Source organism: Paracoccus sp. N5 (genome assembly GCF_000371965.1).
Classification (GTDB): Bacteria; Pseudomonadota; Alphaproteobacteria; order Rhodobacterales; family Rhodobacteraceae; genus Paracoccus.
In genome coordinates, this window is the sequence record NZ_AQUO01000001.1 from 1,791,253 (window position 1) to 1,817,798 (window position 26,546).

At 69.2% G+C, this 26,546-nt stretch carries 28 protein-coding genes and 1 pseudogene; 13 read left to right on the forward strand and 16 right to left on the reverse strand.

What is annotated here, in order from left to right; translation table 11 throughout:
• Positions 1-32: 32 nt before the first annotated feature.
• Positions 33-814, forward strand: a protein-coding gene (locus PARN5_RS23420; RefSeq protein WP_085999836.1) for an IS5 family transposase whose coding sequence is annotated in 2 segments (ribosomal slippage) — positions 33-375 and positions 375-814 — 783 coding nt in all. Because the reading frame shifts where the segments join, the coding sequence is not laid out codon by codon here.
• A gap of 26 nt (positions 815-840) precedes the next feature.
• Here PARN5_RS23420 and PARN5_RS0109030 read toward each other — a convergent pair.
• From PARN5_RS0109030 to PARN5_RS0109040, 3 genes are all read right to left on the reverse strand, one after another.
• The gene (locus PARN5_RS0109030) at positions 841-1,689 is read right to left on the reverse strand and encodes a hypothetical protein (protein WP_232419322.1); all 849 of its coding nucleotides are present in this window, start codon (positions 1,687-1,689) and stop codon (positions 841-843) included.
• A 10-nt stretch (positions 1,690-1,699) separates the two neighbouring features.
• The gene (serS, locus tag PARN5_RS0109035) at positions 1,700-2,992 is read right to left on the reverse strand and encodes a serine--tRNA ligase (protein ID WP_017999454.1); all 1,293 of its coding nucleotides are present in this window, start codon (positions 2,990-2,992) and stop codon (positions 1,700-1,702) included.
• A gap of 63 nt (positions 2,993-3,055) precedes the next feature.
• Entirely contained in the window at positions 3,056-3,418 is a 363-nt protein-coding gene (locus PARN5_RS0109040; RefSeq protein WP_017999455.1) for a hypothetical protein, read from the reverse strand.
• A gap of 120 nt (positions 3,419-3,538) precedes the next feature.
• On the opposite strand from PARN5_RS0109040, the gene meaB reads away from it, so the two are divergent.
• The 3 genes from meaB (at position 3,539) to rpmB (ending at position 5,513) form a co-directional block, all read left to right on the forward strand.
• Positions 3,539-4,528 carry a methylmalonyl Co-A mutase-associated GTPase MeaB gene (gene meaB, locus PARN5_RS0109045; protein ID WP_017999456.1) on the forward strand — a complete coding sequence of 330 codons (990 nt, stop codon included), beginning with the start codon at positions 3,539-3,541 and terminating at the stop codon, positions 4,526-4,528.
• Complete coding sequence (locus PARN5_RS21855) at positions 4,512-5,126, forward strand: methylated-DNA--[protein]-cysteine S-methyltransferase (RefSeq protein ID WP_017999457.1); 615 nt, start codon at positions 4,512-4,514, stop codon at positions 5,124-5,126. Before meaB ends, PARN5_RS21855 begins: the two co-directional genes overlap by 17 nt.
• A 108-nt stretch (positions 5,127-5,234) precedes the next feature.
• The gene (gene rpmB / locus PARN5_RS0109055; RefSeq protein WP_017999458.1) at positions 5,235-5,513 is read left to right on the forward strand and encodes a 50S ribosomal protein L28; all 279 of its coding nucleotides are present in this window, start codon (positions 5,235-5,237) and stop codon (positions 5,511-5,513) included.
• A gap of 95 nt (positions 5,514-5,608) precedes the next feature.
• On the opposite strand, the gene PARN5_RS0109060 is transcribed toward rpmB, so the two are convergent.
• Genes PARN5_RS0109060 through PARN5_RS24540 form a run of 3 tightly spaced genes read right to left on the reverse strand, consistent with a single transcriptional unit; the run spans position 5,609 to position 8,976 of the window.
• Entirely contained in the window at positions 5,609-6,265 is a 657-nt protein-coding gene (locus PARN5_RS0109060; protein WP_017999459.1) for an arylesterase, read from the reverse strand.
• Positions 6,262-8,697, reverse strand: a complete 2,436-nt coding sequence (locus PARN5_RS0109065; protein ID WP_017999460.1) for a heavy metal translocating P-type ATPase — start codon at positions 8,695-8,697, stop codon at positions 6,262-6,264. Before PARN5_RS0109065 ends, PARN5_RS0109060 begins: the two co-directional genes overlap by 4 nt.
• Before the next feature lie 36 nt (positions 8,698-8,733).
• Positions 8,734-8,976 (reverse strand): hypothetical protein, encoded by a 243-nt coding sequence (locus PARN5_RS24540; protein WP_198289578.1) that lies wholly within the window; start codon positions 8,974-8,976, stop codon positions 8,734-8,736.
• Positions 8,977-9,110: 134 nt separating this feature from the next.
• Between PARN5_RS24540 and PARN5_RS0109075 the strand changes: the two genes are divergently transcribed.
• Both PARN5_RS0109075 and mnmH read left to right on the forward strand, forming a co-directional pair.
• A complete protein-coding gene (locus PARN5_RS0109075) occupies positions 9,111-9,695 on the forward strand; it encodes a L,D-transpeptidase (RefSeq protein ID WP_017999462.1) in 585 nt (194 codons plus the stop codon).
• Positions 9,696-10,745: a tRNA 2-selenouridine(34) synthase MnmH gene (gene mnmH, locus PARN5_RS0109080; protein ID WP_017999463.1), complete on the forward strand. Its 1,050-nt coding sequence runs from the start codon at positions 9,696-9,698 to the stop codon at positions 10,743-10,745.
• Positions 10,746-10,806: 61 nt separating this feature from the next.
• Here mnmH and PARN5_RS0109085 read toward each other — a convergent pair whose 3' ends face one another.
• The 9 genes from PARN5_RS0109085 to PARN5_RS23425 form a co-directional block, all read right to left on the reverse strand.
• On the reverse strand, positions 10,807-11,604 hold the full coding sequence (locus PARN5_RS0109085; protein WP_017999464.1) for a purine-nucleoside phosphorylase: 798 nt from the start codon (positions 11,602-11,604) through the stop codon (positions 10,807-10,809).
• The gene (locus PARN5_RS0109090) at positions 11,588-12,553 is read right to left on the reverse strand and encodes an ABC transporter permease (protein WP_017999465.1); all 966 of its coding nucleotides are present in this window, start codon (positions 12,551-12,553) and stop codon (positions 11,588-11,590) included. Before PARN5_RS0109090 ends, PARN5_RS0109085 begins: the two co-directional genes overlap by 17 nt.
• Positions 12,553-13,644 carry an ABC transporter permease gene (locus tag PARN5_RS0109095; RefSeq protein WP_026155302.1) on the reverse strand — a complete coding sequence of 364 codons (1,092 nt, stop codon included), beginning with the start codon at positions 13,642-13,644 and terminating at the stop codon, positions 12,553-12,555. Before PARN5_RS0109095 ends, PARN5_RS0109090 begins: the two co-directional genes overlap by 1 nt.
• A 64-nt stretch (positions 13,645-13,708) precedes the next feature.
• The gene (locus tag PARN5_RS0109100) at positions 13,709-15,262 is read right to left on the reverse strand and encodes an ABC transporter ATP-binding protein (protein ID WP_017999467.1); all 1,554 of its coding nucleotides are present in this window, start codon (positions 15,260-15,262) and stop codon (positions 13,709-13,711) included.
• Positions 15,262-16,248, reverse strand: coding sequence for a BMP family ABC transporter substrate-binding protein (locus tag PARN5_RS0109105; protein ID WP_017999468.1), 987 nt, complete (start codon positions 16,246-16,248; stop codon positions 15,262-15,264). The genes PARN5_RS0109100 and PARN5_RS0109105 overlap by 1 nt, the downstream gene beginning before the upstream one ends.
• 79 nt (positions 16,249-16,327) lie before the next feature.
• Positions 16,328-16,753, reverse strand: coding sequence for a GNAT family N-acetyltransferase (locus PARN5_RS0109110; RefSeq protein WP_157404023.1), 426 nt, complete (start codon positions 16,751-16,753; stop codon positions 16,328-16,330).
• A gap of 6 nt (positions 16,754-16,759) precedes the next feature.
• Positions 16,760-17,353, reverse strand: coding sequence for a tRNA (adenosine(37)-N6)-threonylcarbamoyltransferase complex dimerization subunit type 1 TsaB (gene tsaB / locus PARN5_RS0109115; RefSeq protein WP_017999470.1), 594 nt, complete (start codon positions 17,351-17,353; stop codon positions 16,760-16,762).
• Positions 17,346-17,900, reverse strand: a complete 555-nt coding sequence (locus PARN5_RS0109120; RefSeq protein ID WP_017999471.1) for a NifU family protein — start codon at positions 17,898-17,900, stop codon at positions 17,346-17,348. The genes tsaB and PARN5_RS0109120 overlap by 8 nt, the downstream gene beginning before the upstream one ends.
• Before the next feature lie 56 nt (positions 17,901-17,956).
• A protein-coding gene (locus PARN5_RS23425; RefSeq protein ID WP_085999836.1) for an IS5 family transposase occupies positions 17,957-18,738 on the reverse strand; the annotation gives its coding sequence in 2 pieces (ribosomal slippage) (positions 17,957-18,396 and positions 18,396-18,738; 783 coding nt in all).
• A 168-nt stretch (positions 18,739-18,906) separates the two neighbouring features.
• On the opposite strand from PARN5_RS23425, the pseudogene PARN5_RS0109135 reads away from it, so the two are divergent.
• The 4 genes and pseudogenes from PARN5_RS0109135 (at position 18,907) to PARN5_RS0109145 (ending at position 23,057) form a co-directional block, all read left to right on the forward strand.
• A pseudogene (locus PARN5_RS0109135) lies at positions 18,907-20,051 on the forward strand (IS3 family transposase).
• A 210-nt stretch (positions 20,052-20,261) separates the two neighbouring features.
• Entirely contained in the window at positions 20,262-20,501 is a 240-nt protein-coding gene (locus PARN5_RS24140) for a hypothetical protein (RefSeq protein WP_157403959.1), read from the forward strand.
• A gap of 375 nt (positions 20,502-20,876) precedes the next feature.
• Positions 20,877-22,307, forward strand: coding sequence for a Glu/Leu/Phe/Val dehydrogenase (locus PARN5_RS0109140; protein WP_017999472.1), 1,431 nt, complete (start codon positions 20,877-20,879; stop codon positions 22,305-22,307).
• A 123-nt stretch (positions 22,308-22,430) separates the two neighbouring features.
• The gene (locus PARN5_RS0109145) at positions 22,431-23,057 is read left to right on the forward strand and encodes a YdeI/OmpD-associated family protein (protein ID WP_017999473.1); all 627 of its coding nucleotides are present in this window, start codon (positions 22,431-22,433) and stop codon (positions 23,055-23,057) included.
• On the opposite strand, the gene PARN5_RS0109150 is transcribed toward PARN5_RS0109145, so the two are convergent.
• Complete coding sequence (locus PARN5_RS0109150; protein WP_017999474.1) at positions 23,054-23,494, reverse strand: YbgC/FadM family acyl-CoA thioesterase; 441 nt, start codon at positions 23,492-23,494, stop codon at positions 23,054-23,056. The two genes, PARN5_RS0109145 and PARN5_RS0109150, sit on opposite strands and share 4 nt — an antisense overlap.
• Positions 23,495-23,788: 294 nt before the next feature.
• Between PARN5_RS0109150 and tolQ the strand changes: the two genes are divergently transcribed.
• The 3 genes from tolQ to PARN5_RS0109165 are packed head-to-tail and all read left to right on the forward strand — an operon-like array spanning position 23,789 to position 26,483.
• Positions 23,789-24,484 (forward strand): protein TolQ, encoded by a 696-nt coding sequence (gene tolQ / locus PARN5_RS0109155; protein ID WP_017999475.1) that lies wholly within the window; start codon positions 23,789-23,791, stop codon positions 24,482-24,484.
• Positions 24,485-24,949: an ExbD/TolR family protein gene (locus tag PARN5_RS0109160; RefSeq protein WP_017999476.1), complete on the forward strand. Its 465-nt coding sequence runs from the start codon at positions 24,485-24,487 to the stop codon at positions 24,947-24,949.
• Positions 24,942-26,483, forward strand: a complete 1,542-nt coding sequence (locus PARN5_RS0109165; protein ID WP_232419323.1) for a protein TolA — start codon at positions 24,942-24,944, stop codon at positions 26,481-26,483. Before PARN5_RS0109160 ends, PARN5_RS0109165 begins: the two co-directional genes overlap by 8 nt.
• Positions 26,484-26,546 lie beyond the last annotated feature (63 nt).

A 26,546-nucleotide genomic window follows, 5' to 3' on the forward strand; every position in this document is an offset into this window, starting at 1 on the left:
TCCTATGATTCAAGCTCATCTCTACGTGGGAGATGAACTTGGCACGCAACCTGATATCCGACGATGAGTGGACCTTCTTCGAGGGCTTCATTCGTGCCGTCCGGCACCCTAACGGGCGGAAACCTGCGGACCATCGTCTTGTTCTGAATGGTATATTCTGGATCGCAAGGACTGGTGCGCCATGGCGCGATCTGCCCGAAGAGTTTGGCAAGTGGTCCTCGGTCTACCGTCAGTTCCGCCGCTGGACTTTGGCGGGACTGTGGGAGGATATCCTGGATGCGCTGAACCACGCTGGGATCGCGCCAGACAAGCTCCAGATGGTTGATAGCACTGTGATCCGCGCCCATCATCATGCGGCGGGCGCAAAAGGGGGACTCCGAAAGAGGCTCTTGGCCGTTCGAGAGGCGGCTTCTCGACCAAGATCCATCTCCGCGTCAACGGCGCAGGCCTCCCGATGAGGACCGAGATCACGCCGGGGCAGGATTCCGACTACACCGGCTATGATATGGTGATGGCCGACAACCTGCCGCAACCAGCAGTTCTGGTCGCCGACAGGGGCTATGACTCTGATAAAATTCGGGAAGACATCGAGAGCCGCAACGCCCTGCCCATGATACCGATGCGAAGGAACCGAAGGGTGCGCAAGGCTGTCGACATGACCATCTACACCCTGCGCAACATGGTCGAGCGCTGCTTCAACAAGCTGAAAAATAGCCGCCGCCTTGCAACCCGCTACGACAAAACCGCCGAAAGCTTCCTTGGCTTCGTCGACGTCGCCTGCATCAGGCTCTGGCTCCGCCATTTGTCAACATGACCTAGGTCGTCGCCCGAGGGGGCGCGCTAGGTCGTTGCCCGCACCAGCGCCACGGCGATGATGGCGATGGCGACCACGGTGGCGGTGGCGATGGTGGCGTCGGTGCTGACCGTGCTGGCGGCGATGCCGATCAGCCCCCAGATCAGCGCTACGCTGAAGCCGGTGCGGCGCGGCATGCGCAGTTGCACGCTGACCGCCGCCACGGCACCGATCAGCATCGCCAGGCCGACCGCCAGCTTTTGCGGCACGCCCAGCCGCTGCTCCAAGAGCCCGGCAAAGACCGTCAGGCACACCAGCAGCGCCCAGCCGGCGATGAAGCCCAGCGTCGAGCTGCGCTTGACCACGGCGCCTTGCCGGATGCCGCGCAGCGCGGCGGCCAAGCTGCCGGCCAGCGTCACCGCCGACAGCAGGAAGGCCGCGACCGGGGCCAGCGCCAGCAACCAGGGCCAGACCGCGCCGACCAGCAGGGCCAGGATCAGCGGCGCATGTTCGGGCAGGCTCATGTCGCGGTCGTGCTGGCGCAGCACCTCCTGCGGCATCGGCGGCCCGGCTTGGTCCGGCGCCGGCGGCCGACCGGCGCGGGCGATGCGGCGGATCTCCAGCCACAGCCGCAGCAGGTGGTAACCCAGCGCCGCCCAGACCGTGGCCAGCAGCGCCAGCATGCCCGGGTCGCGCGGATGCAGGAACAGCCAGGCCAGGTCCGCGCCCGGCGCTTCCGGGGGCGGGCCCGCTGCCGGCCTGCCCGGCATCAGCGCATAGGCCATGGTGCTGGCGACGAAGGCCAGCACCGCCACGGTCAAGAACTGGGTGCCCGCGCGAGACATGCGCAGGAAACGCAGCCCGGCGGGACCGGGTTTCGCAGCACGGGAATTCACGCGCCGCGCTTCAGGCCAGCACGCCGTCCGCGCCCAGCCGGGTCTTGCCGCCCAGATAGGGATGCAGCGCCTCGGGCAGCAGGACCGAGCCGTCGGCCTCTTGGCCGTTCTCCAGCACCGCGATCAGCGTGCGCCCGACGGCCAGGCCCGAGCCGTTCAGCGTATGCACGAACTCGGGCTTGCCGCCGCCTTCGGGGCGATAGCGGGCGTTCATGCGCCGGGCCTGGAAATCGCCGCAATAGCTGACGCTGGAAATCTCGCGATAACGGTCCTGGCCGGGCAGCCAGACCTCCAGGTCATGGGTGATGCGGGCGCCGAAGCCCATGTCGCCGCCACACAGCACGATGGTGCGATAGGGCAGGCCCAGCCGCTCCAGCACCGTCTCGGCGCAGCGGGTCATGCGGGCATGTTCCGCGACGCCCGAGGCGGCATCGGTGATCGAGACCATCTCGACCTTCTCGAACTGATGCTGGCGCAGCATGCCCGATGTGTCGCGCCCGGCGCTGCCGGCTTCCGAGCGGAAGCACTGGCTATGCGCCACCATGCGCCGCGGCAGGCTGGCGGCCTCGACGATCTCGCCGTTCACGGTATTGGTCAGCGTCACCTCCGATGTCGGGATCAGCCACCAGCCCTCGCGGGTCTGATAGCTGTCCTCGCCGAATTTCGGCAATTGCCCGGTGCCCTCCATCATCTCGGACAGCACCAGCACCGGCGCCCAGGTCTCTTCCAGCCCATGCTCGCCGCTGTGCAGGTCCAGCATGAACTGGGCCAGCGCGCGGTGGATGCGGGCGACGCCGCCCTTCAGCACCACGAAGCGCGAGCCGGAGAGCTTGGCGGCGGTCTCGAAATCCATGCCGGGCTTGACGCCCGCGATCTCGAAATGCTCGCGCGGGGCGAAGTCGAAGGCGCGGGGCGCACCCCAGCGGCGGATCTCGACATTGTCATCCTCGTCCTTGCCCGGCGGCACGCTGGCCAAGGGCAGGTTCGGGATCGTCAGCAGCAACTCGCGCAGCTGCCCGTCCAGCGCCGAGGCCTCGGCCTGCATGGCGGCGATCTCGTCCTTCTTGGCGCCGACCAGGGCGCGCAGCCGCTCGAACTCGGCCTCGTCGCCGCGGCCCTTGGCGGCGCCTGCCTCCTTGCTGGCCTTGTTCTGCTCGGCCTGCGCGGTCTCGGCGGCCGCGATGCGGGCGCGACGCTCGGCATCCAGCGCCAGGATCTGCGGCGACACCGGGGCCAGGTTGCGCAAGCCCAGGGCGGCGTCGAAAGCGGCGGGGTTTTCGCGGATGGCGCGGATGTCGTGCATGATCGTCCCTCTGACAGGCTTGTGCCGCATGCGATAGCGCAAAGCGCCGCCTCGGGAAAGACGTCAGCCGCGCGCCTGCGCCAGCATGTCCCGCAACACCGGAAAGAACTTCTCGGCGCCGGGATAGCCCTCGAAGCGTGCCACCTCGGCACCGCCACTCAGCAGGATGAAGGTCGGCGTCAGCCAGGGCCGCCGGGCCAGCGCCAGCCCGTCGGGATAAGGCCCGTCGCGATCGACCACCAGCAGCGGCGCGGCCTTGCCCTCGGGGCGCTCGGCATAGACCGGCGCGATCTCGCGGTCCCACTGCGCGCAATAGACGCAGCCCCTGCGCCGCACCATCAAGAGCCGCAAGGGCGGCGCGGCCAGGGCCGGCCCCGCCGCGAAAACCGCCATCCCGGCCAGCATGATCCGTCGCGTCAGCCTCATGGCGGCAAGCTAGGCGCGCCCCTCCGGCGGGACAAGCACGTTTACAGTTCTTTCTTGTGCAAATATCCACGGGGTGCGGGGCAGTCAGCCCCGCCAGCGACAGCCGGGGAGGGGACAGGCATGGACGAGTTGACGGAACCGCTGGTGCAGGGCAATCGCCGGGCGCTGTCGCGCGCGATCACGCTGATCGAAAGCACCCGCCCGGAACACCGCGCCCGCGCCGTGCAGCTGCTTTCGGAACTGCCGCCGCGCCAGGCGCTGCGCATCGGGCTTTCGGGCACGCCGGGCGTCGGCAAGTCCACCTTCATCGAGGCTTTCGGCAAGCTGCTGACCGCGCAGGGGCTCAAGGTCGCGGTGCTGGCGGTCGATCCCAGCTCGGCCCGCTCGGGCGGCTCGATCCTGGGCGACAAGACCCGGATGGAGACGCTGAGCCGCGATCCGCTGGCCTTCATCCGCCCCTCGCCGTCCCGCGCGGAACTCGGCGGCGTCGCCCGCCGCACGCGCGAGACGGTGCGGCTGTGCGAAGGCGCGGGCTTCGACGTGGTGCTGATCGAGACGGTGGGCGTCGGGCAATCCGAGACCCTGGTCGCGGAAATGTCCGACCTGTTCATCCTGCTGCTTGCCCCGGCCGGCGGCGACGAACTCCAGGGCGTCAAGCGCGGCATCATGGAGATCGCCGACATCATCCTGGTCAACAAGGCCGATGGCGAGCTGCGCGATACCGCGATGCGCACCGTCGCCGATTACGCCGGCGCCCTGCGGCTCTTGCGCAAGCGCCCCTACGACCCGCCGGGCTTCCCGCGCGCGCTGCCGGTCTCGGCCTATTCCGGCGAGGGGCTGGAGCGCGCCTGGGCCGACATGACCGAGCTTGCCGACTGGCGCCGGGAGCACGGCCATTTCGCCGCCCGCCGCGCCGAGCAGGCGCGGCACTGGTTCCTGTCCGAGCTACGCGCCGGCCTCCTGGCGCGGCTTGACCGTCCCGAGGTGCGCGGCCGGCTGCGCCGCATCGGCGATGCCGTGGCGCGGGGCGACAACGATCCCGACCGGGCGGCGGCGCAGATGCTCGACTGGCTGGCGACCGCGGGCGATTCGCTTGGCCATCCCGGCTGATCCGGCGGCAGAGCTGGCCCGGCTCATCGGCCCGCCGCCCGGGACCGTCCGGCTTGCGGCGCATTGGTTCGCCACGCCGCTGGGCGCGATGGTCGCGGTCGCCGACGGCGGCGCATTGCACCTGCTGGAATTCGCCGACCGCCCGGAACTTGGCGCCGAGCTGCGGCGCCTTGCCGCCGAGTCGGGCGGCATCGCCCCCGGCTGCACCCCGGTCACCGAGCTGACGACAGCCCGGCTCGCCGCCTGGTTCCACGGCGCCCGCAGGGATTTCGACCTGCCCCTGGCCGCCTGGGGCACACCCTTCCAGCGCCGGGTCTGGCAGGAGCTTTGCCGCATTCCCGCCGGCACCACCCTCAGCTATGGCGCGCTGGCCCGGCGCATCGGCCAGCCCCGGGCGGTGCGGGCGGTGGCGCGGGCCAATGGCGCCAACCGGCTGGCGCTGGTGATTCCCTGCCATCGCATCCTGGGCGCCGACGGGGCCTTGACCGGCTATGGCGGCGGGCTGTGGCGCAAGCAGGCGCTGTTGCGGCATGAAAGCGGCGGTCCGCTGCTGCCGCAGCCGGCTTTCGCCGGGGATTTCCCGGCCGAAAAGGCTTGACGCGCGGCCTGACTGGCCTTATTCCCGCGCAGACGAAATTCCGGGCGCTGCCTCGCGGCGCCCTTTCATATTGCGGGCAACCGCTCAAACGAATCGAAGGAACAGATCATGTCGCGCGTTTGCGAACTGACCGGCAAGGGCCCGATGAGCGGCAACAACGTCTCCCACGCCAACAACAAGACCCGTCGCCGCTTCCTGCCGAACCTGAACGAGGTTTCGCTGCTGTCCGAAAAGCTGGGCCGCAGCTACCAGCTGCGCATCTCGGCCGCGGCGCTGCGCTCGGTCGATCACCGCGGCGGCCTGGACGCCTTCCTGGCGAAAGCCAAGGACGCCGAGCTGTCGGACCGCGCGCTGAAGATCAAGCGCGAACTGGCGAAAGAAGCCTGAGCCCGGAATCCCGCCGGGCCTGTCGATTCGAGGCCCGGTCGCGGATGCGATGCGCCCCGCCCATGGCGGGGCTTTTGCATGCCTGGCCCCTGGCTTCAGTTCCGGGCCTGCTGCTCGGCCTCGGTGCGGGCGATCAGCTCCTCGACCTTCGGCCCCAGCGATTGCACGATCAGCGCCACGCCCTTGGCCGAGGCATGCATGCCGTCCTGTTGCAGCAGCGACATATAGGCCTCGCCCGGCTGGTCGTAGAGCGGCTGATACAGGTTCGGAAACACCAGCGCGTCGTGGCGTGCGCCCAGGCGCGGCCAGATCGCGGCCCAGTCGTCGCGCAGCGGCTCGTCCTGCTGCGGCAGGGCGATGCCGACCAGCAAGAGCGGCTTGTCGCCCGCCCCGGCCTGGTGCAGGATCGAATCGAGGTTCTTCTCGGCCATGCCGGGGGTGAAGCCCATCAAGAGGTCGTTGCCGCCCAGTTCGACGATGACCGCATCGGGCTTGTGGCGGGCCAGAGAATAGCCGATCCGCACCCGCCCGCCGGCGGTGGTATCGCCCGAAAGCCCGCCGTTCAGCAGCACCACGTCATGGCCGCGCGCCTTGAGCCAGGCTTGCAGCTGCGGCACCAGCCCCTCGCCGCGCGGCAGGCCCAGCCCCTCGGTCAGGCTGTCGCCGAAGGCGAGGATGCGCAGCGGCGCCGCGGCCAGCGGCCCGGCTGCCAGGGCCAGAACCAGGGTGAACAGCAGGGCTATCCGTTTCATCCCGCTCTCCTCAATCGCAACGCATTGCTGACCACGAAGACCGAGGACAGCGCCATGGCGCCCGCCCCCAGCATGGGCGACATCTGCGGCCCGCCAAAGGGCACCAGCGCCCCCATGGCCACCGGAATCAGCGCCACATTATAGCCGAAGGCCCAGAAAAGGTTCTGCCGGATATTGCGCATGACGTCGCGTGACAGCCGGATGGAGCGGGGTACGCCCAGGGGATCGCCGCCGACCAGCACCACCTCGGCCGATTCGATGGCGACATCGGTGCCGGTGCCGATGGCGATGCCGGTCTCGGCCGCCGCCAGCGCCGGGGCGTCGTTGATGCCGTCGCCGACAAAGACCGTGCCGCGGCCGCCGTCATGCCCCATGTCGCGGATCGCGGCCAGCTTGCCCTCGGGCAGGACGCCGGCGGTCACGTCGTCGATGCCCAGCCGGCCGCCGACCGCCTGGGCCGTGGCCGGCACGTCGCCCGAGATCATCGCCGTGCGCAGCCCCATCTCGTGCAGTTCGGCAATGGCCTCGGCCGCCTCGGGGCGGACGGGATCGGCCATGGCCATGGCGGCGACATGGCGCCCGTCCAGCGCCAGATGCACCGGCGTCGCGCCATCCGCGGCCCAACCCTCGGCGCGGTCCAGCAGCGCGGGCGCGGCGGCAATGCCGGCCTCGGTCAGCGCGGCGGCATTGCCGATCAGCAGGGCATGGCCCTCGACCTCGGCCGACAACCCGCGCCCGACGCTGGCGGTCACGGCGCTGGCCGGGGCCAGGGTCACGCCCTCGCGCCGTGCGGCGGCCAGGATCGCGGTGGCCAGCGGATGCTCCGAGCGCGCCTCGGCGCTGGCGGCCAGCCGCAGGGCCTCGGCGCGGTCGATGCCCTCCACCGCCATCTCGGTCAGGGCGGGGGCGCCCTGCGTCAGCGTGCCGGTCTTGTCGAAGGCGACCACGCGGGCCTCGGCCAGCCGTTGCAGCGCGTCGCCGCGCCGGAACAGCACGCCCAGCTCGGCCCCGCGCCCGGTGCCGACCATGATCGAGACCGGCACTGCCAGCCCCATGGCGCAGGGGCAGGCGATGATCAGGACCGAGATCGCCGCCACCAGCGCCGGCCCCAGCGTGCCCGCGAAGACCATCCACAGCACGAAGGTCAGCGCGGCAAGGCCCATGACCACCGGGACGAAGACCGCGGTGATGCGGTCGACCAGCGCCTGCACCGGCAGCTTGGCGGCCTGCGCGTCCTCGACCATGCGGATGATGCGCGACAGCACCGTGTCGGCGCCGGTGGCGGTGACGCGGAAGCTGAGCGCCGCGCCGGTGTTGACCGTGCCCCCCGTCACCCGGTCGCCCGGGGTCTTGAGCACCGGCAACGGCTCGCCGGTCAGCATGGATTCGTCGATATGGCCGCTGCCCTCGGTCAGCACGCCGTCCACCGCGACGCGCTCGCCGGGGCGCAGCTGGACGATGTCGCCGGGGCGCAGCGCGGCCACCGGCAATTCGCGCGCCCCTCCGTCACGCTCGACCAGCGCCGTGTCGGGGGCCAGCTCGACCAGCCGGCGGATGGCGTCGCCGGCCTGGCCCTTGGCCCGCGCCTCCAGCCAGCGGCCCAGCAGGATCAGGGTGACGATGACCGCGGCGGCCTCGAAATAGACATGCCGCGAATCCTCGGGCAGCAGCGCGGGGGCAAAGGTCGCCACGGTCGAGTAAAGCCATGCCGCCGAGGCCCCCAGCGCGACCAGGCTGTTCATCTCGGGCGCGCGGCGGGCCAGGGCGGGAAAGCCGATGCGGAAGAACATCCGCCCCGGCCCGGCCAGCACCGCCGTGGTCAGCAGGAATTCCAGCACCCACAGGGTCTGCTGGCCGATCGCCATATGCAGCCAGTGGTGGAAGGCGGGGAAGGCATGGCCGCCCATCTCGGCCACGAAGACCGGCAGGGTCAGCGCCAGCGCGATCAGGAAATTGCGCTTCAGCGTCGCGGCGTCGCCGCCATGGTCGTGCATGTGATGGCCGGCCTCGGCCTGCACCTCGGCCGGGTAGCCCTTGGCGGTCACGGCCTCGGCCAATGCCTGCGGCGTGACGGCGGGGGAATGCAGCACCGTGGCGCTGCCGGTCGCCAGGTTCACCTGCGCCGAACTCACGCCCGGCAGGGCCGAGAGCGCCTTTTCCACCCGGCCCGAGCACGAGGCGCAGGTCATGCCCTGGACGTTCAGGCGGGTCTGGAGCGGTTCGGCCGGATAGCCGGCCCTGGCTAGCGCCTCGACGGCACCGGGCAGGGCCTCGGGCGTCGCGGTGCGGAAATGCGCCCGGCCGGTGGCCAGGTTCACCTGCGGGTCGGAAAGGCCGGGCACGGCGCGCAGCGCCTTTTCGACGCGCCCTACGCAAGAGGCGCAGCTCATGCCGGTGACGGTCAACTCGGCATCGGTCGGATGTTTGGTCATGGGTCCTGTCCTGTCAGAATGGCGGTTGGTCGCGATTCAGACGGGACAGGGCGGGGCCTGCGGGCGTTGCGGCGGGTCATGCAGCGCCGCCATGCCCGGCGGCGGATCCTCGGGTGCGGGACGCCAGCGCAGCGGGTGGCCGTTGCCGGCCAGCACCGGGCGGGCCAGCCGCCGGCGCACGCCGGCATGGCAGCGGCAACCGCGCCCGCCCCGGCCCCGGCATAGATGCGCGGGGCGAGGCGTGGCTTTGCGGGGCTGGGGGCGCGTGGCGCAGCACATCGGCAGGCTCCTTCCCGATGCAAGCTAGGCACGTTTGCCGCGCGATTCAACCGCGTCACGGCGCTTTGAGTTGATCCCGCGCGCGTGAGCGGTTACGCGGATGGGCAAGGATTCCAAGGATTCAGGACGCACAGATGAACCGCAGACAGATGCTGATGGCCGCGCTGCCGCTGGTGGCCGCGCCCACGCTGCTTTTCGCGCAGGAGAAGGCGCAGCCCGCCGCCGCCAAGGCCCAGGCCGAACCGAAGCGCGACCCCTATGCCCCGACCGAAGTGGCGATCCGCAACGATTTCGAGGTCGGCAGCATCGTCGTGGTCTCGAAGGACTTCTTCCTGTATCACGTCGTGGCACCGGGCCGGGCGATCCGCTACGGCGTCGCCGTCGGCAAGGACGAGCTGGTCTGGAAGGGCCGCGCCACCGTCGGCCGCAAGACCGAATGGCCGAGCTGGCGCCCGACGCCGGCGATGATCAAACGCAAGCCCGCGCAATACGGCAAATGGGCCGACGGCATGCCGGGCGGCCCGACCAACCCGCTGGGGGCCCGGGCGCTTTATATGTATGACGCCAAGGGCAACGACACCTCGATCCGCATCCACGGCACGACCGAGCCGAACTCGATCGGCCGCGCCGTCTCGAACGGCTGCATCCGCATGCGCAACGAGGCGGTGATGGACCTTTACGAGCAGGTCCCGGTCGGCACCCCGGTCTATGTCTACTGATTGGACATTCGGCTGACATCGCTGTCGGATCCGGCGCTGGCCGGGTTCGACACCGTGATCGACACGCGCTCGCCCCTCGAATTCGCCGAGGACCACCTGCCGGGCGCGATCAACCTGCCGGTGCTCTCGGACGAGGAGCGCGCGCAGGTCGGCACGATCTACAAGCAGGTTTCCCCGTTCGACGCCCGCAAGCTGGGCGGTGCCCTGGTCGCCGCCAATGCCGCGCGCCATATCGCCGGGCCGCTTTCCGGCTTCGGCGGCGGCTGGCGGCCCCTGGTCTATTGCTGGCGCGGCGGGCAGCGTTCGGGCGCCTTTGCCACCATCCTGGGCCAGATCGGCTGGCGCGTCGGCCGCATCGAGGGCGGCTACAAGGCCTGGCGGTCGCTGGTGGTGGCGCGGGTGACCGCGCCCGTGGCGGCGCCGGTCGTGGTGCTGGACGGCAATACCGGCAGCGCCAAGACCGAGATCCTGCATCGCCTCGCGGCGCGCGGGCACCAGGTGCTGGACCTGGAGGGGCTCGCCAACCATCGCGGCAGCCTGTTCGGCGCCCTGCCGGGCGGGCAGCCGTCGCAGAAGCTGTTCGAAAGCCGCCTCGCCATGGCGCTGGAGACGCTGGACCCGGCGCGCCCGCTGCTGGTCGAGGCGGAAAGCTCGCGCATCGGCGCGGTGAATCTGCCGCGCGGCATCTGGCAGGCGATCATCGCCGCGCCGCGCCTGCGGCTGGCGGTGCCGGTCGAGGCCCGCGCCGCCTATACCGCCCGAAGCTACGGCGATGCCTGCGCCGATCCCGCCCGGGTGGCGCGCATCGTCGAAAGCCTGCGCCCGCTGCATCCGGCCGAGCGCATCGCGGATTGGCTGCGCCTGGTCGAGGCGCGGGACTGGACCGGCCTGTCGCTGGGGCTGATGCGCGAGCATTACGATCCGCGCTATGACAAGCACCGCGCCCGGCATGACGATGGTCGCGGCCGGGTGGTGGCGTTGGAGCGGCTGGACGACCTGGACGCGGCGACGGCCCGGGTCGAGGCGGCGCTGGCGGGGCTCGATCGGTGAGGGGATCGCCTGCCGGCGCGGTCAGCGGCCTCCGGCGGGGATATTTGCACAAGAAAGAAGCTCAGGTTCCGAGAAAGCGGCGCAGGATGCGTTCCAGCTTGGCGGCGCCCAGGGGTGCCATGGCCTTGGTGTGGTCGTGGCTGATCGCTTCGTCCGAGAGCCCGGCGCCCATGTTGGTGATGACCGAGATGGCGGCGCAGTCGAGGCCGAGGAAGCGCGCCAGGATGATTTCCGGCACGGTGGACATGCCGACGGCATCGGCGCCCAGGGTTCGGGCGGCGCGGATCTCGGCCGGGGTTTCGAAGCTGGGCCCCGAGAACCAGCAATAGACGCCTTCGGGCAGGGGGATCCCCTCGGCGGCCGCGGCGGCTTGCAGGGCGGCGCGCAGGCCGGGGTCGTGGGCGGCGGTCATGGGGACGAAGCGGGCGTCGCTCGGCTCGCCGATCAGCGGGTTGGTGCCGGCGAAGTTGATATGGTCCGAGAGCAGCATCAGCGCGCCGGGCGGCAGGTCGGGGCGCAGCGAGCCCGCGGCATTGGTCAGGATCAGGCGCCGGCAGCCGAGCGCCCGCAGCACCTCGAGCGGCAGCCGCATGGCGTCGGCGCGCCCGGATTCGTAGTAATGCGCCCGGCCGCCGAAGACCGCGACGCGCCGCCCCTCCAGCCGGCCGATCATCAGCTGCGGCACATGGCCCGAGACCCCGGCATGCGGAAAGCCCGGCAGGTCGGAATAGGGGATGGCCGTGCCCTGAACCGCCGCCGCCAGATGGCCCAGGCCCGAGCCCAGCACCAGCCCGTATTCCGGCGCTTCCTCGCCGGCGCGGGCGCGGATCAGTCGGGCAAGCTCAGCGCTCTTTGACATAGGGTTCTCCGCCCGCGCGCGGCGGGATGGCGCGGCCGACGAAACCGGCCAGGATGATGACGGTCAGGATATAGGGCAGGGCGTTCATGAACATCGACGGCACCGTGACCAGCCCCAGGTCGAGGTTCGGATAGCGGTTCGCCACCGCCTCCATCAGGCCGAAGAGGAAGCAGGCGCCGAGCGCCGGCCAGGGCCGCCATTTGGCGAAGATCAGCGCCGCCAGCGCGATGAAGCCGCGCCCGGCGGTCATTTCCTTGACGAAGCCGGCCGAGATCGCCGTGGCGAGATAGGCCCCGGCGATGCCGCACAGCACGCCGCAGATCAGCACGGCGCCGTAGCGCAGCCGCGTGACCGAGACGCCGGCGGTATCGACCGAGGCCGGGTTCTCGCCCACCGCGCGCAGCCGCAGCCCGAAGCGGGTGCGATAGAGCATCCACCAGGTCAGCGGCACCATGGCGAAGGCCAGGTAGACCAGCACCGAATGGCCCGAGATCAGCTCGGCATAGAGGCGCCCGATCACCGGCAGCGGCCGCAGGGCGTCGGCAAGGGGCAGGGTGATCTCGGTGAAGCGCGCGGCGCCCTGCAGTGACGGCGTGCGGCCGCCGAGCGCAAAGATCTTCTGCCCCAGGAGCACCGTCAGCCCCGAGGCGAGGAAGTTGATCGCCACGCCCGAGATCAGCTGGTTGCCGCGGAAGGTGATCGAGGCCAGCCCATGCAGTGCCGCCAGCGCCAGCGCGCCGCCGATCCCGGCCAGCAGCCCCAGCCATGCGCTGCCGGTCGCATAGGCCACCGCGCCGGCGCAAAAGGCCGCTATCAGCATCTTGCCCTCGAGCCCGATGTCGAAGACCCCGGCGCGCTCCGAATAAAGCCCGGCCAGGCAGGCCAGCAGCAGCGGCACCATCAGCCGCACGGCGGAATCGAGGATCTGGATCAGCGTCGCGAAATCCATCACGTCCCCCCGCGGCTGCGCGCGAACAGCCGCTCGAGCGGCAGGCGCACCATGTTGTCCAGCGCGCCGGTGAACAGGATCACCAGCGCCTGGATCACCACGATCAGTTCGCGCGGGATCGTGGTCCACAGCGCCAGCTCGCCCCCGCCTTGGTAGAGGAACCCAAACAGCAGCGCGGCCAGCAGGATGCCGAAGGGATGGTTGCGCCCCATCAGCGCCACGGCGATGCCGATGAAGCCGGCGCCCTCGACGGCGTTCAGGACCAGCCGCTCGGCCTCGCCCATGACGTTGTTGACCGCCATCAGCCCCGCCAGCGCCCCGGAGATCAGCATGGCCAGCAGGGTGATCCGCACGGGCGAGATTCCGGCGTAAAGCGCCGCCGGCTCGGACTTGCCGAAGGCGCGGATCTCGTAGCCCAGCCGCGTGCGCCAGATCAGCAGCCAGACCAGCAGGCAGGCGGCGATGGCGATGAAGAAACTGACATTGGCCGGGGTGTTCTCGCCCCAGCCCAGCCCCAGCGCCGCCGCCATGTCCGACAGTTTCGGCAGATGTGTCGCCGGCGCGAAATTGGCCGAGGCCGGGTCCATGCTGCCGGCCGGGCGCAGCACGTTGACCAGCACATAATTCAGCAGCGCCGCGGCGATGAAGTTGAACATGATGGTGGTGATGACGACATGGCTGCCGCGCCGCGCCTGCAACCAGGCCGGCACCAGCGCCCAGAGCGCGCCGAAACCCGCCGCCCCGATCATCGCCGCCGGCAGCGCCAGCGCCCAATGCGGCCAGGGCACCGACAGCAGCACCAGCGCGACGCCCAAGCCTCCCAGCGCGGCCTGGCCCTCGCCGCCGATGTTGAACAGCCCGGCGTGATAGGCGACCATGACCGCCAGGCCGGTGAAGATGAAATTCGTGGCATAATACAGCGTGAAGCCCCAGCCATAGCTGGACCCCAGCGCGCCCTCGACCATGACCTTCAGCGCCTCGGCCGGGCTTTCGCCGATCGCCAGGATCACCAGCGCCGAGATGGAAAAGGCCAGCGCCAGCGAGATCAGCGGCGTCAGGACCACATCCGCCCATTTCGGCATTCGCTGCATCAGCCCGCCTCCCCCGGCTTTCTCTGTTGTGCAAATACCCCCGCCGGAGGCCAGCCGCCGCGCATCACCGGGCCCCCGCGGGGCTGGGCTCGACCCCGGCCATTAGGCAGCCCAGATCGCCGGTCGTCGCCTCGCCGGGCCACCGCTCGCCCATCACCCGGCCGTCGAACATCACCGCGATGCGGTCCGACAGCGCCATGATCTCGTCCAGCTCGACCGAGACCAGCAGCACCGCGCGGCCGGCGTCGCGCAGTGCCACGATGCGCTTGTGGATGAACTCGATGGCGCCGATGTCGACGCCGCGCGTCGGCTGGCCGATCAGCAGCAGGTCGGGATTGCGCTCGACCTCGCGCGCGACGACGATCTTCTGCTGGTTCCCGCCCGAGAAGCTCTTGGCCGCCAGGTCGGGATTGGGCGGGCGCACGTCGAAACGCTGAATCTTGCCCTGCGCATCGGCCCGCATCGCGGCCTGGTCCATCAGACAGCCGCGGTTGAATTCGGGCGCGTCGTGATAGCCGAAGGCCGCGTTCTCCCAGGCGGTGAAGTCCATGATCAGCCCCTCGGCCTGGCGGTCCTCGGGGACATGGCCGATGCCGGCGCGGCGGCGGGCGCGGCCGTTCGAACCCGACAGCGGCAGCACCTTGCCGTTCAGCCGGATCTCGCCGGAAAGCTGGCTGCCGGGCTCGGGGAAACCGCCCAGGATCTCCAGCAGCTGCGTCTGGCCGTTGCCGGCGACGCCGGCGATGCCCAGGATCTCGCCGGCGCGGATTTCCAGGTCGATGCCGCGCAGCCGCTCGACGCCCTGGGCATCGACCATGCGCAGACCGCGCAGCTCCAGCACCGGCGCGCCGGGCTGCGCCGGGCCCTTTTCGACACGCAGCAGCACCTTGCGGCCGACCATCAGCTCGGCCAGCGCGGCCGGGCTGGTCTCGGCGGTCCTGACCGAGGCCACCATCTCGCCCCGCCGCATCGCCGAGACAGTGTCGGTGATCTCCATGATCTCGCGCAGCTTGTGGGTGATCAGGATGATGGTCTTGCCCTCGTCGCGCAAGCTCCGCAGGATGCGAAACAGATGGTCCGCCTCGGCCGGGGTCAGGACGCCCGTGGGCTCGTCCAGGATCAGGATGTCGGCCTGGCGATAGAGCGCCTTCAGGATCTCGACCCGCTGCTGGTGGCCCACGGACAGATCCTCGACCAGCGCGTCGGGATCGACCTGCAATTCGTATTCCCGCGCCAGCCGCTGCAATTCGCCGCGCGCCCGCGCCAGCGAGGGGCGCAAGAGCCGGCCGTCCTCGGCCCCGAGGATGACGTTTTCCAGCACGGTAAAGTTCCGCACCAGCTTGAAATGCTGGAACACCATGCCGATGCCGGCGCGGATCGCCGCCTGGCTGTCGGCGATGGCGATGGGCCGGCCGCCGACCAGGATCTCGCCGGCATCGGGGCGATAGAAGCCGTAGAGGATCGACATCAGCGTCGATTTCCCGGCGCCGTTCTCGCCGATGATGCCGTGGATGGTGCCGCGCGGCACCACCAGGTCGATGTCCTTGTTGGCCTGCACCGGCCCGAAGGCCTTGCAGATCCCCCGCAATTCGATCGCGGGGGCGCCGGCCGATGCCATCACTTCACCGGGCAGGTGTTGTCGGTCATGTAGTCATGCACCTTGACCGAGCCGTCCTCGATGCCCTTGCTCGCGGCCTCGACGGCGGCGGCCATCTCGGGGGTGACCAGCGGCTTGTTGTCGTCGTCGATGGCCACCGAAACCCCGCCCGACTTCAGGTCCATGACCTTGACGCCCGGTTCCAGGTCGGCCCCGGCCTTGAAGGCCTCGTAGACCGAATTGTCCACGCCCTTGACCATCGAGGTCAGCACCTTGCCCGGGTGCAGGTGGTTCTGGTTGCTGTCGACGCCGATCGACAGGATCCCGGCGTCCGCCGCCGCCTGCAGGACGCCGATGCCGGTGCCGCCCGCCGCGGCATAGATCACGTCGGCGCCCTGGCTGACCTGGGCCTTGACCAGTTCGCCGCCCTTGACCGGGTCGTTCCAGGCCGCGGGCGTGGTGCCGGTATAGTTGATGATGATCTTGCCGTCCGGCTTCGCCGCCTTGAAGCCCTGGGCATAGCCGCATTCGAACTTGTGGATCAGCGGGATGTCCATGCCGCCGATGAAGCCCACCGTGCCCGATTTCGAGGCCTGCGCCGCCATCACCCCCGCCAGATACGAGCCCTGCTCCTCGGTGAAGACCACGGATTGCACGTTCGGCTGCTCGACCACCATGTCGATGATGGCGAATTTGGTGTCGGGATAGTCGGGCGCGACCTTGTTCAGCACCTCGCCGAAGGCGAAGCCGGTCATGACGATGGGATTGGCGCCCGATTGCGCCAGCCGGCGCAGCGCCTGTTCGCGCATCGCCTCGGACTGCATCTCGAGTTCCTTGTAGCTGCCGCCGGTTTCGGACTTCCAGCGCTCGGCACCCTGATAGGCGGCCTCGTTGAAGGATTTGTCGAACTTTCCGCCCAAGTCGAAGATCAGCGCCGGATCGGCCAGCGCGGCCAGCGGCAGCAGGCCAAGGCTGGCGCCGGCCAGCAGGGTTTTCATCAGGGACATCGTTCGAACCTCAAGCTGTTGCGGGCGATTCAGCCCGGGATAGCCGGATTAGGGCGCAAGGGCCGGAATCCGTCAACAGTTAGTCGCAGGGGTCGAAGCGGCGGCGCATCAGGATCGCGTCGATGCCGGGGGCATAGTAATTCGGCCGCCGGCCGGTGCTTTCCCAGCCGCGCCCGGCGTAAAGCGCGATGGCGCCGGCATTGCCCTCGGCCACCTCGAGAAAGGCCTCGGCCGCGCCGCGCGCTTGTGACGCAACGGCAAAGTCGCGCAGCAGGGCCGAGCCCACCCCCTGCCGCCGCGCCTCGGGGGCGACGGCCAGGGTCAGCAGCTCGGCCTCGCCGGCGACGGCGCGGCCCAGCAGGAAGCCCTGCGGCCGGGTCAGCAGGAAATTCAGCGGGCTGCTCAGCAGGTCCTCGAACTCGGGCGCCGACCAGGGCCGGGGATGGGCAAAGAAGCAGCGCAGATGCAGCGCCGCCAGAGCGTCCGAGTCGATCACCGCGCCCATCATGGGTCAGGCCAGCATGACCGGGCCGCGGTCGCGCGCGGGCGCGGCCTCGGCGGGGCGCAGATAGATCGGTGCCGGGCGGGGCAGGCCGGGCGTGTCGCGGCGCGCAAGCGCAATGCGGGCGATGGCCTCGGCCAGCGGCATCAGCGGCGTGTGGACCGGCGGGCCGGGCGGCAGGTCGTCGGGCGCGGATTGCCGGGGCCGGCTGTCCTCGCCCGGACCGAAATCCTGCCAGATCACCTCGTCGCCGCGCCCGGGCAGCAGGATGCGGCAGGGCCGGGGCAGGCCGTGCGCCGCAGCCTCGGCCAGGCCCACGCCCACGGCAGGGATGTCCAGCGACAGCGCCAGCCCCCGCGCCGCCGCGACCGCGATGCGGATGCCGGTGAAATTCCCCGGCCCGGTGCCGCAGCCGATCACCGCCAGGTCGCGCCAGGTCGCGCCGGCCCCGGCCAGCAGCTCTTGCAGCAGCGGCATCAGCCGTTCGGCCTGGCCGCGCGCCATCTCTTCGCGGGTCTCGGCCAGCAGCCGGTCGCCTTGCAGCAAAGCGGCCGCGCAATGCGCGGCCGATGTGTCGAAGCCCAGCGACAGCGGCTCAGCCAACGGGGCGGACCTCGGTCACTTCGGGGATATAGTGGCGCAGCAGGTTCTCGATGCCCATCTTCAACGTCAGCGTGGACGAGGGGCAGCCGGCGCAGGCGCCCTGCATGTGCAGATAGACCACGCCGCGGTCGAAGCCGTGGAAGGTGATGTCGCCGCCGTCCTGCGCCACCGCCGGGCGGACGCGGGTGTCGAGCAATTCCTTGATCTGGTTGACGATCTCGGCGTCGGGGCCATCCTGGTCGTTATGGGCGCTGGCGGCCGCGCCTTCGATCGCCGGAGCGCCGGACTGGTAATGCTCCATGATCGCGCCCAGGACCGAGGGTTTCAGATGGTCCCAGACCGCCTCGTCCGACTTGGTCACGGTGACGAAATCCGAGCCCAGGAACACGCCCGCCACCCCCGGAACCGCGAAGATGCGGCGGGCCAGCGGACTGGTGGCGGCGGCCCCGGCCTCGGGGAAATCGGCGGTGCCATCGCCCAGCACGGTCTCGCCGGGCAGGAACTTCAGCGTGGCGGGATTCGGGGTGGTCTCAGTCTGGATGAACATGGCGGGGCTCCTTTGCCGGGGATATGGGGATCGAAGGGGCCTCGAGTCAAGCTAGGTCATGTTGACAAATGGCGGAGCCAGAGCCTGATGCAGGCGACGTCGACGAAGCCAAGGAAGCTTTCGGCGGTTTTGTCGTAGCGGGTTGCAAGGCGGCGGCTATTTTTCAGCTTGTTGAAGCAGCGCTCGACCATGTTGCGCAGGGTGTAGATGGTCATGTCGACAGCCTTGCGCACCCTTCGGTTCCTTCGCATCGGTATCATGGGCAGGGCGTTGCGGCTCTCGATGTCTTCCCGAATTTTATCAGAGTCATAGCCCCTGTCGGCGACCAGAACTGCTGGTTGCGGCAGGTTGTCGGCCATCACCATATCATAGCCGGTGTAGTCGGAATCCTGCCCCGGCGTGATCTCGGTCCTCATCGGGAGGCCTGCGCCGTTGACGCGGAGATGGATCTTGGTCGAGAAGCCGCCTCTCGAACGGCCAAGAGCCTCTTTCGGAGTCCCCCTTTTGCGCCCGCCGCATGATGATGGGCGCGGATCACAGTGCTATCAACCATCTGGAGCTTGTCTGGCGCGATCCCAGCGTGGTTCAGCGCATCCAGGATATCCTCCCACAGTCCCGCCAAAGTCCAGCGGCGGAACTGACGGTAGACCGAGGACCACTTGCCAAACTCTTCGGGCAGATCGCGCCATGGCGCACCAGTCCTTGCGATCCAGAATATACCATTCAGAACAAGACGATGGTCCGCAGGTTTCCGCCCGTTAGGGTGCCGGACGGCACGAATGAAGCCCTCGAAGAAGGTCCACTCATCGTCGGATATCAGGTTGCGTGCCAAGTTCATCTCCCACGTAGAGATGAGCTTGAATCATAGGACGACTGCCAGAGGAATCCCTTTTGTCAACACGACCTAGGTTCGTCGATGGCAAAGTGAGCACCTCCCCGAAAATCGGACAGTGACGTAAGCTCTGATCTTCCGTCTGCTGGTCTCCAAGAACGAGGAGAACAGACGATGTCGAAACGCAGGAACCATGACGCGGGCTTCAAGGCTCGCGTGGCGCTGGAAGCCGTGAAGGGCGAGCGCACCGTGTCGGAGCTGGCCGCGGAATACGGCGTGCATCCGACGATGATCCACCAGTGGAAGAAGGCGCTGCTCGAGGGGGCATCGGACATCTTCGAACGCGGCAGGAAGAAGAAGGCCGAGGTCGACGAGGAGACGGTGCGATCGCTGCACGCCAAGATCGGAGAGCTGGCCGTCGCCAACGATTTTTTGTCACGAAAGCTCAAGCCCTGGACCGGCAGGTGAGGCGCGGGATGATCGAACGCTCTCACCCCACGCTGTCGGTCGGGGCGCAATGCCGTCTGCTGTCGATCTCGCGGTCGTCGTTCTACTACGCACCGCAGGGCGAGACCGAGATGAACCTGGCGCTCATGCGGCTGATCGACCGTCAGTTCCTGGAAACCCCCTTCTACGGCGTCCAGCAGATGACCTGGCACCTGCAGAACGAAGGGCACCCAGTGAACATGAAGCGCATCCGGCGGCTGATGCGGCTCATGCGTCTGATGCCGATCTACCAGAAGCCCAACACCAGCAAGCCTGCGAAGGGGCACAAGACCTACCCCTATCTGCTGGGTGGCCTGCGGGTCGATCGGCACAACCATGCCTGGTGTGCCGACATCACCTATCTGCCGATGCGACGAGGCTTCCTCTACCTGGTCGCCATCATGGACTGGTTCACCCGCAAGGTGCTGGCCTGGCGCATCTCGAACACGCTCGAAGCCGACTTCTGCGTCGAGGCGCTGAACGAGGCGGTCCACCGCTTCGGCCCGCCCGAGATCATGAACACCGATCAGGGCTCGCAGTTCACGTCCTTCGCCTGGACCGACCGGCTGAAACGGATCGGCACCCGGATCTCGATGGACGGCAAGGGCCGGTGTCTCGACAACATCTTCATCGAGCGCCTTTGGCGGTCCCTGAAGTATGAGTGCGTCTATCTGCACGCCTGGGAGACCGGCTCGCAGGCGAAGGCGGGCGTTGGCCGATGGATCACCTTCTACAACCACCAGCGGCCCCACGCCGCCCATGGCGGACAGCCGCCCGCCGTGGTCTACTTCAACCAGATCGAAACCGATCAGCAGGGGCAGAGAGTAGCTTAAATCATCCCGGAAACTGTCCAAGAGATGGGGAGTAGCTCACGCTGACAAGAATAGCCTCCGACTGAAACAACAGTCGCTATCGCGCCGCCGAATTGTCCTATTGCATGACCCGTCTTGCGCCCTTTCATGCGCTGACCAAGCCCGAACCCGTCTATCCTTGCGCAACTGCCGGCGATTGCGGTTCGGCCTGGCCCGGCTATCACGCTTGCGATGCTGCTAGCCGAAAACCTGTATGACCGGCCCATCGCGCCCGCCGAGATCGAGGCAGACATGGGCAGACGCGCCAACAGAGTGGGTGATGAAACCGCGCCGAAGCGCGCCACCGGCAGCCTGCCAACCAAGCTGCCATGCATCGAGGAGCTCGTCGAGCTTGAGAGCGCTGGAGGACGAGAGCGGCAAGCTGAAGCGTCTGCCGGCGGACGCGATGCTGACAACCGCTCGAGGATCTGAAAACCGTCCCCGCAGCGCGACTGTTGCAGCGACTTGCTGATAGGGGCCAGCTTGGCGCGAGACCGGTGCCGGACCAGTGCCGGACTAGGGATGGGCGTTTCAGGAGCGCTTCATTCAGGCGATACGCGCGCCCCGAACGGATCCTGAAAGCACCCTTGCTGTGGACGGGATTTCCGGCCCGCTCGACCTTGCTACGAGGACCTTCGGTCCCGCGGCCGGAACGTCATCGCCCTGATCTATGCGCAAACGGAATGACCAAGCCTCGATCGGCATTGGCCTTTCCGGAGCGCCGCCTCTAGATCCTTGACCACAAACACCGATCCGGCGCTATGCTGGACGGACCGCCCAGGCGTCAGCCGCAGGAGAACCCCCGATATGCCCCTAGACCGCGAGCCCAGCTTCCGCGAATCCGTCGACCTGATGTTCCAGCGTGCCGTGCGGCACATGGATCTGTCGCCGGGCCTTGCCGAAAAGATCCGGGTCTGCAACTCGACCTATACCGTGCGCTTCGGCGTCCGGCTGCGCGGCAAGATCGAGACCTTCACCGGCTACCGTTCGGTCCATTCCGAACATATGGAGCCGGTCAAGGGCGGCATCCGCTATGCGCTTTCCGTCCACCAGGACGAGGTCGAGGCGCTGGCCGCGCTGATGACCTACAAATGCGCGCTGGTGGAGACCCCCTTTGGCGGCTCCAAGGGCGGGCTCTGCATCGATCCGCGGCAATGGGAGGTGCATGAGCTGGAACAGATCACCCGCCGCTTCGCCTATGAGCTGATCAAGCGCGACCTGATCAACCCGGCCCAGAACGTGCCCGCCCCCGATATGGGCACCGGCGAGCGCGAGATGGCCTGGATCGTCGACCAATATGCGCGCATGAACACCACCGACATCAACGCCAAGGCCTGCGTCACCGGCAAGCCGCTGAACTCGGGCGGCATCCGCGGCCGGGTCGAGGCGACGGGCCGCGGCGTGCAATACGCGCTGCACGAGTTCTTCCGCCACAAGCAGGACGTGACGCTGGCCAATCTGGAGGGCACGCTCGCGGGCAAGACCGCCGTGGTCCAGGGCCTCGGCAACGTCGGCTATCACGCCGCCAAGTTCCTGTCCGAGGAGGACGGCGTCAAGGTCGTCGGGGTGATCGAGCGCGACGGCGCCGTCATCGACGAGCGCGGCCTCGACATCGAGGCGCTGAAGACCTGGATCGCCGAGACCGGCGGCGTGCGCAACTTCCCTGATGCCGCCTATGTCGAGGATGGCGCCTCGGTGCTGGAGCATCCCTGCGACATCCTGATCCCGGCGGCGATGGAGGGGGTGATCCACCTCGGCAATGCCGACCGCATCAAGGCCCGGCTGATCATCGAGGCCGCGAACGGCCCGGTCACCTTCGGCGCGGACGAGATCCTGCGCAACAAGGGCGTGCTGATCATCCCCGATATGTATGCCAACGCGGGCGGCGTGACGGTCAGCTATTTCGAATGGGTCAAGAACCTGTCGCATATCCGCTTCGGCCGCATGCAGCGCCGGGCCGAAGAGGCGCGCTCGCGCCTGCTGGTGGCGGAACTGGAACGGCTCTCGGCCGACCGGGGCCTGGGCTGGGAGCTGAAGCCGAACTTCAAGGAGAAGTTCCTGACCGGCTCGGACGAACTGGCGCTGGTGCGCTCGGGGCTCGATGACACGATGCGGACAGCCTATCAGTCGATGCGCGAGCTGTGGCACAGCCGCAACGACGTGACCGACCTGCGCGTCGCTGCCTATATCGTCGCCATCGAGCGCGTGGCCAGCACCTATCGCTCGAAGGGGCTGTAGGGTTCGGGCTTGCGCGCGCCGTGCGGGACGCGGCGCGCCCTGCGTGGAAATGATCCATGGGGTGACGGCGCCCGGATCCTGGCGCGGATCCACGGCGGACGACAGGGCAGGGAGGAACGGCGCATGGCGATGATCACCGAGGTCGGGGATTTCTTCACCAAGGGCTGCGGCCGCTGTGCCCGCTTTGCGACCCCGGATTGCTCGGCCCTGGTCTGGAACGAGGGGCTGGTCGCATTGCGCCGGCTCTGCCAGGAGATGGGCCTGGCCGAGACGGTGAAATGGGCGCATCCGGTCTATATGCATGCCGGGCGCAATATCGCGATCCTGGGTGCGCTGCGGGGCGATTTCCGGCTGAGCTTCATGAATCCGGGCCTGCTTCGCGACACCGCGGGCGTGCTCGAGCCGCAGGGGCCGAACAGCGCCACGCCGGGCACGATCCGCTTCACCGATCCGGCGCAGGTCGCGGCGCTGGCGCCGGTGATCCGGGCCTATCTGCGGCAATTGATGGACCACGCCGAGGCCGGGACGAAGCCGCCGAAGCCGGAAAGCCGGATCGAGATGCCGGACGAGCTGGCCGAGGCGCTGGATGCCGACGCGGAACTGGCCGAGGCCTTCCACGCCCTGACCCCGGGACGGCAGAGAAGCTATTTCTTCAACCTGAACCAGGCCCGGCAATCCGCGACCCGGGTGGCGCGGATCGAGAAGTTCCGCGACCGCATCATCGCCGGCAAGGGCGCGACCGAGCGTTAGGCGCCGGGTTCGGGGCTTTCCAGGAACGGCGCCAGCCGCGCGCGCAGCGCGTCGGGCACCCGCGTCGGCCGCATCGCGCTGTTGACGTGGACAAGGTCGATCTGGATCTCGACCAGCGCCTCGTCCCCACGGAAGAAGGCGTGGCGGATGCGGATGCTGGCGCCGCGCGCCTGCATCACCGAGGTTTCGCAGGTGATCAGGTCGTCGAGCCGCGCCGGCTTCTGCCAGGACAGCGCCGCCGCCCGGGCCACGAATTGCTCGCCCGCCGGGCCGACCAGCGGGTGCCCGATCTGGCGCAGCATCTCGGCCCGGCTGCGCTCGGCGAATTCCAGGTAGCGGGAATGATAGACGATGCCGCCGGCATCGGTGTCGGCGTAATAGATGCGGTAGGTCTGCGAAAACGCCCCGCCCGATGGACGGGATGATGTCGGTTGCATGCCGGGCCTCCGTTCCGGTTGGCGATGGTGGCGCGGGCCGGTCGCGGCCCCATGCCGGTTCATGCCGCGAAACTGTAAATTCTGCGCTAATATCCGTGCGGGCTGGCAAGATGCCGCCGGAAGCCGTGCTAGCCAGATCGCGCGCGCGGGTCAATGCGGCCGGGGGCCGCGCGTCCGGGCCCTGCGGCACTTGACGCAGATTTGACACCGGCAGGGTTTTGCCGCAGGCGGGCTTCTGCTACTTGCCCAAGGCAGAAGCCGCGCCGCAGCGGCCCAAAGGACAGGCCACATTCCATGGAACAACTCGCCGGAGCCGGGCAGCCGGTCGATTTCTCGCTGATCGCGCTGTTCGCACGCGCCTCGCTGACCGTGCAGATCGTCATGGTGATCCTGATCCTGGCCTCGTTCTGGGCCTGGTCGATCATCATCCAGAAATTCATCACCTATGCCGCCGCCCGGCGCGACGCCGACCGTTTCGACCGCGCCTTCTGGTCCGGCCAGCCGCTGGACGATCTTTATGACCGCATCGGCGACACGCCCTCGGGCGCGGCCGAGCGGATCTTTTCCGCCGGCATGACCGAATGGCGCCGCAGCCACCGCGACGACGGCAACCTGATCGCCGGCGCCACCGCGCGCATCGACCGCGCCATGAACGTGGCGATCAACCGCGAGAACGACCGCCTGACCGGCGGGCTGCCTTTCCTCGCCACCGTCGGCTCGACCGCGCCCTTCATCGGGCTGTTCGGCACCGTCTGGGGCATCAAGACCGCCTTCGAGGAAATCGCCATCTCGCAGAACACCTCGCTGGCCGTGGTGGCGCCCGGGATCGCCGAGGCGCTGGTGGCGACCGCGCTGGGTCTGCTCGCGGCGATTCCGGCGGTGATCTTCTATAACAAGCTCAGCGCCGACAGCGACCGCATCACCGGGAATTACGAATCCTTCGCGGACGAGTTCTCGACCATCCTGTCGCGCCAGCTGGACGACGAATAGATGGGCGCCGGGGTCGTCAAGCGCGGACGCAAGGGCCGGGGCCGCGCCCGCAGCCAGCCGATGGCGGAAATCAACGTCACGCCCTTCGTGGACGTGATGCTGGTGCTGCTCATCATCTTCATGGTCGCGGCGCCGCTGCTGACCGTGGGCGTGCCGCTGGAGCTGCCCAAGACCGCCGCCCAGGCGGTGCCGGCCGAGCCCGAGGAGCCGCTCGCGGTCTCGATCACGCCCGAGGGGCCGATCCTGGTCATGACCTCGGAGGTGCCCGAGGACGAGCTGGTGACGCGCCTGCGCGCCGTGGCCGAGGAGCGGCAGAGCGACAAGATCTATCTGCGCGCCGACGGCGCCATTCCCTATGCCCGCGTGATGCAGGTCATGGGCGCGCTGAACGCTGCCGGCTTCAACAATATCGTGCTGGTCACCGATGCCGGCGGGCCGCGCATGGATGCGGGCGGGAATGGCTGAACCCATGGAGCGCGCGGATCGCATCGGCTACTGGGTCTCGGGCGTGGCACATGCCTCGCTCTTGGGCGCGGCGCTGGTCGGCGGCGCGCTGTTTCGGCCGCAGCCGCTGGAGGCCGTGCGCATGGCCGAGGTCGCGACCATGACCGATGCCGAATTCCAGTCGCTGGCCGCCGCTGCCGCAGGCCATGGCCCGGTCAGCGACACCGCCTCGACCACCCCGGCCCAGCCGCGCGCGCCCGCCGACGAAAACCGCCCCGGCGCAGTCGAGGCCGTGAGCCCGCCCAGCCCGGACGGGCAGGCGGCCGATCTGGCAACGCCCTCGGACCGGCCCGAGGCGCGGCCGGACCTGTCGGATTTCCAAGGCGTGACGGCCCGGCCGGTCGCCGCCGCGACCGACGCGCCGCAGCCGGCCCAGCCCGACAATGCCGTCGAGCTGGCCGCCCTGCCGCAGCCCGCCGACCGCCCCGATCCGGTGCGCAATCCCGCGCAATCGCCGGCGCCGATCCCGCAGCGCTCGGCCCAGGCGCCGGTCGAATCGTCGCGCCCGCGCGGCCGTCCCGAGGGCCTGGCCGAGGCCGTGCAGGCCCGCCGCGCAAGCGCCGAGGCCGCCCGCCAGCGCGAGGCGCTGCTGGCCCGCGAGGCCGAGGAAGCCGCCGCCGAACAGGCTGCCGCCAAGAGGGCGCAGCAGGACGCCGCCCGCCGTGCCGCCGAGGAACGCGCTAGGAATGAGCGCCGCGAAGCCGAGGCGCGCGAGGCCGAAGCCGATGCTGCCCGCAAGGCCAGCCAGGCCAGGGAACGCGCCCGCCGCGAGGCCGAGGCGAAAGCCGAGGCAGAAGCCGCCGAGCAGAAGGTCGCCGCTGCCGAAAAGGCCGCCGAGCAGAAGGCCGCGGAACGCAAGGCTGAGGCCGCCCGCCGCGCCGCCGCCGAAAAGGCGGCCGAGCAGGAGGCTGCCGAGAAGGCCGAGAAAGCCGCTGCCGAGAAGAAGGCCGCCGAGGCCAAGGCCCGGAAGGCGGCCGAGGAAAAGGCCGCCGCCGAGAAAGCCGCCGCGGCCAAGGCCGCCGCCGAAGCCGCCGCCGCGGCGAAGGCCAAGGAAAAGGCCGAGGCCGAGCGCAAGGCCGCGGAGGCCGCCAAGAAGGCCCTGGCCGAGGCGCAGAAGAAGGACGAGGGCTCGGCCGGTTCGGGCGGCGGTGGCGCCGCCGCCAGCGGCCCGCCGCTGAGCCAGGGCGAAAAGGACGGCTTCCGCGTCGCGGTCGAGCAGTGCTGGAACCGCGGCTCGCTTTCGACCGAGGCCAGCCGGACCACGGTGTCGGTGCAATTCTCGATGGCGCCGGACGGCACGGTCGAGAAGGGCTCGCTGCGGATGATCGGCCATGACGGCGGCTCGGACGCGGCGGCGAAACAGGCCTATGAGGCCGCGCGCCGGGCGATCCTGATGTGCGAAAAGGGCGGCTACAAACTGCCGCCGGAAAAATACAACCGCTGGAAGGATGTCATCATCGACTTCAACGCCAGCGGCGGCGCGCGGGTGAAGTGACATGGCATCCCCCGGCGCGACACTCTATCCTGCAACCAAGACCTTACGAGGGCGATTCATGTT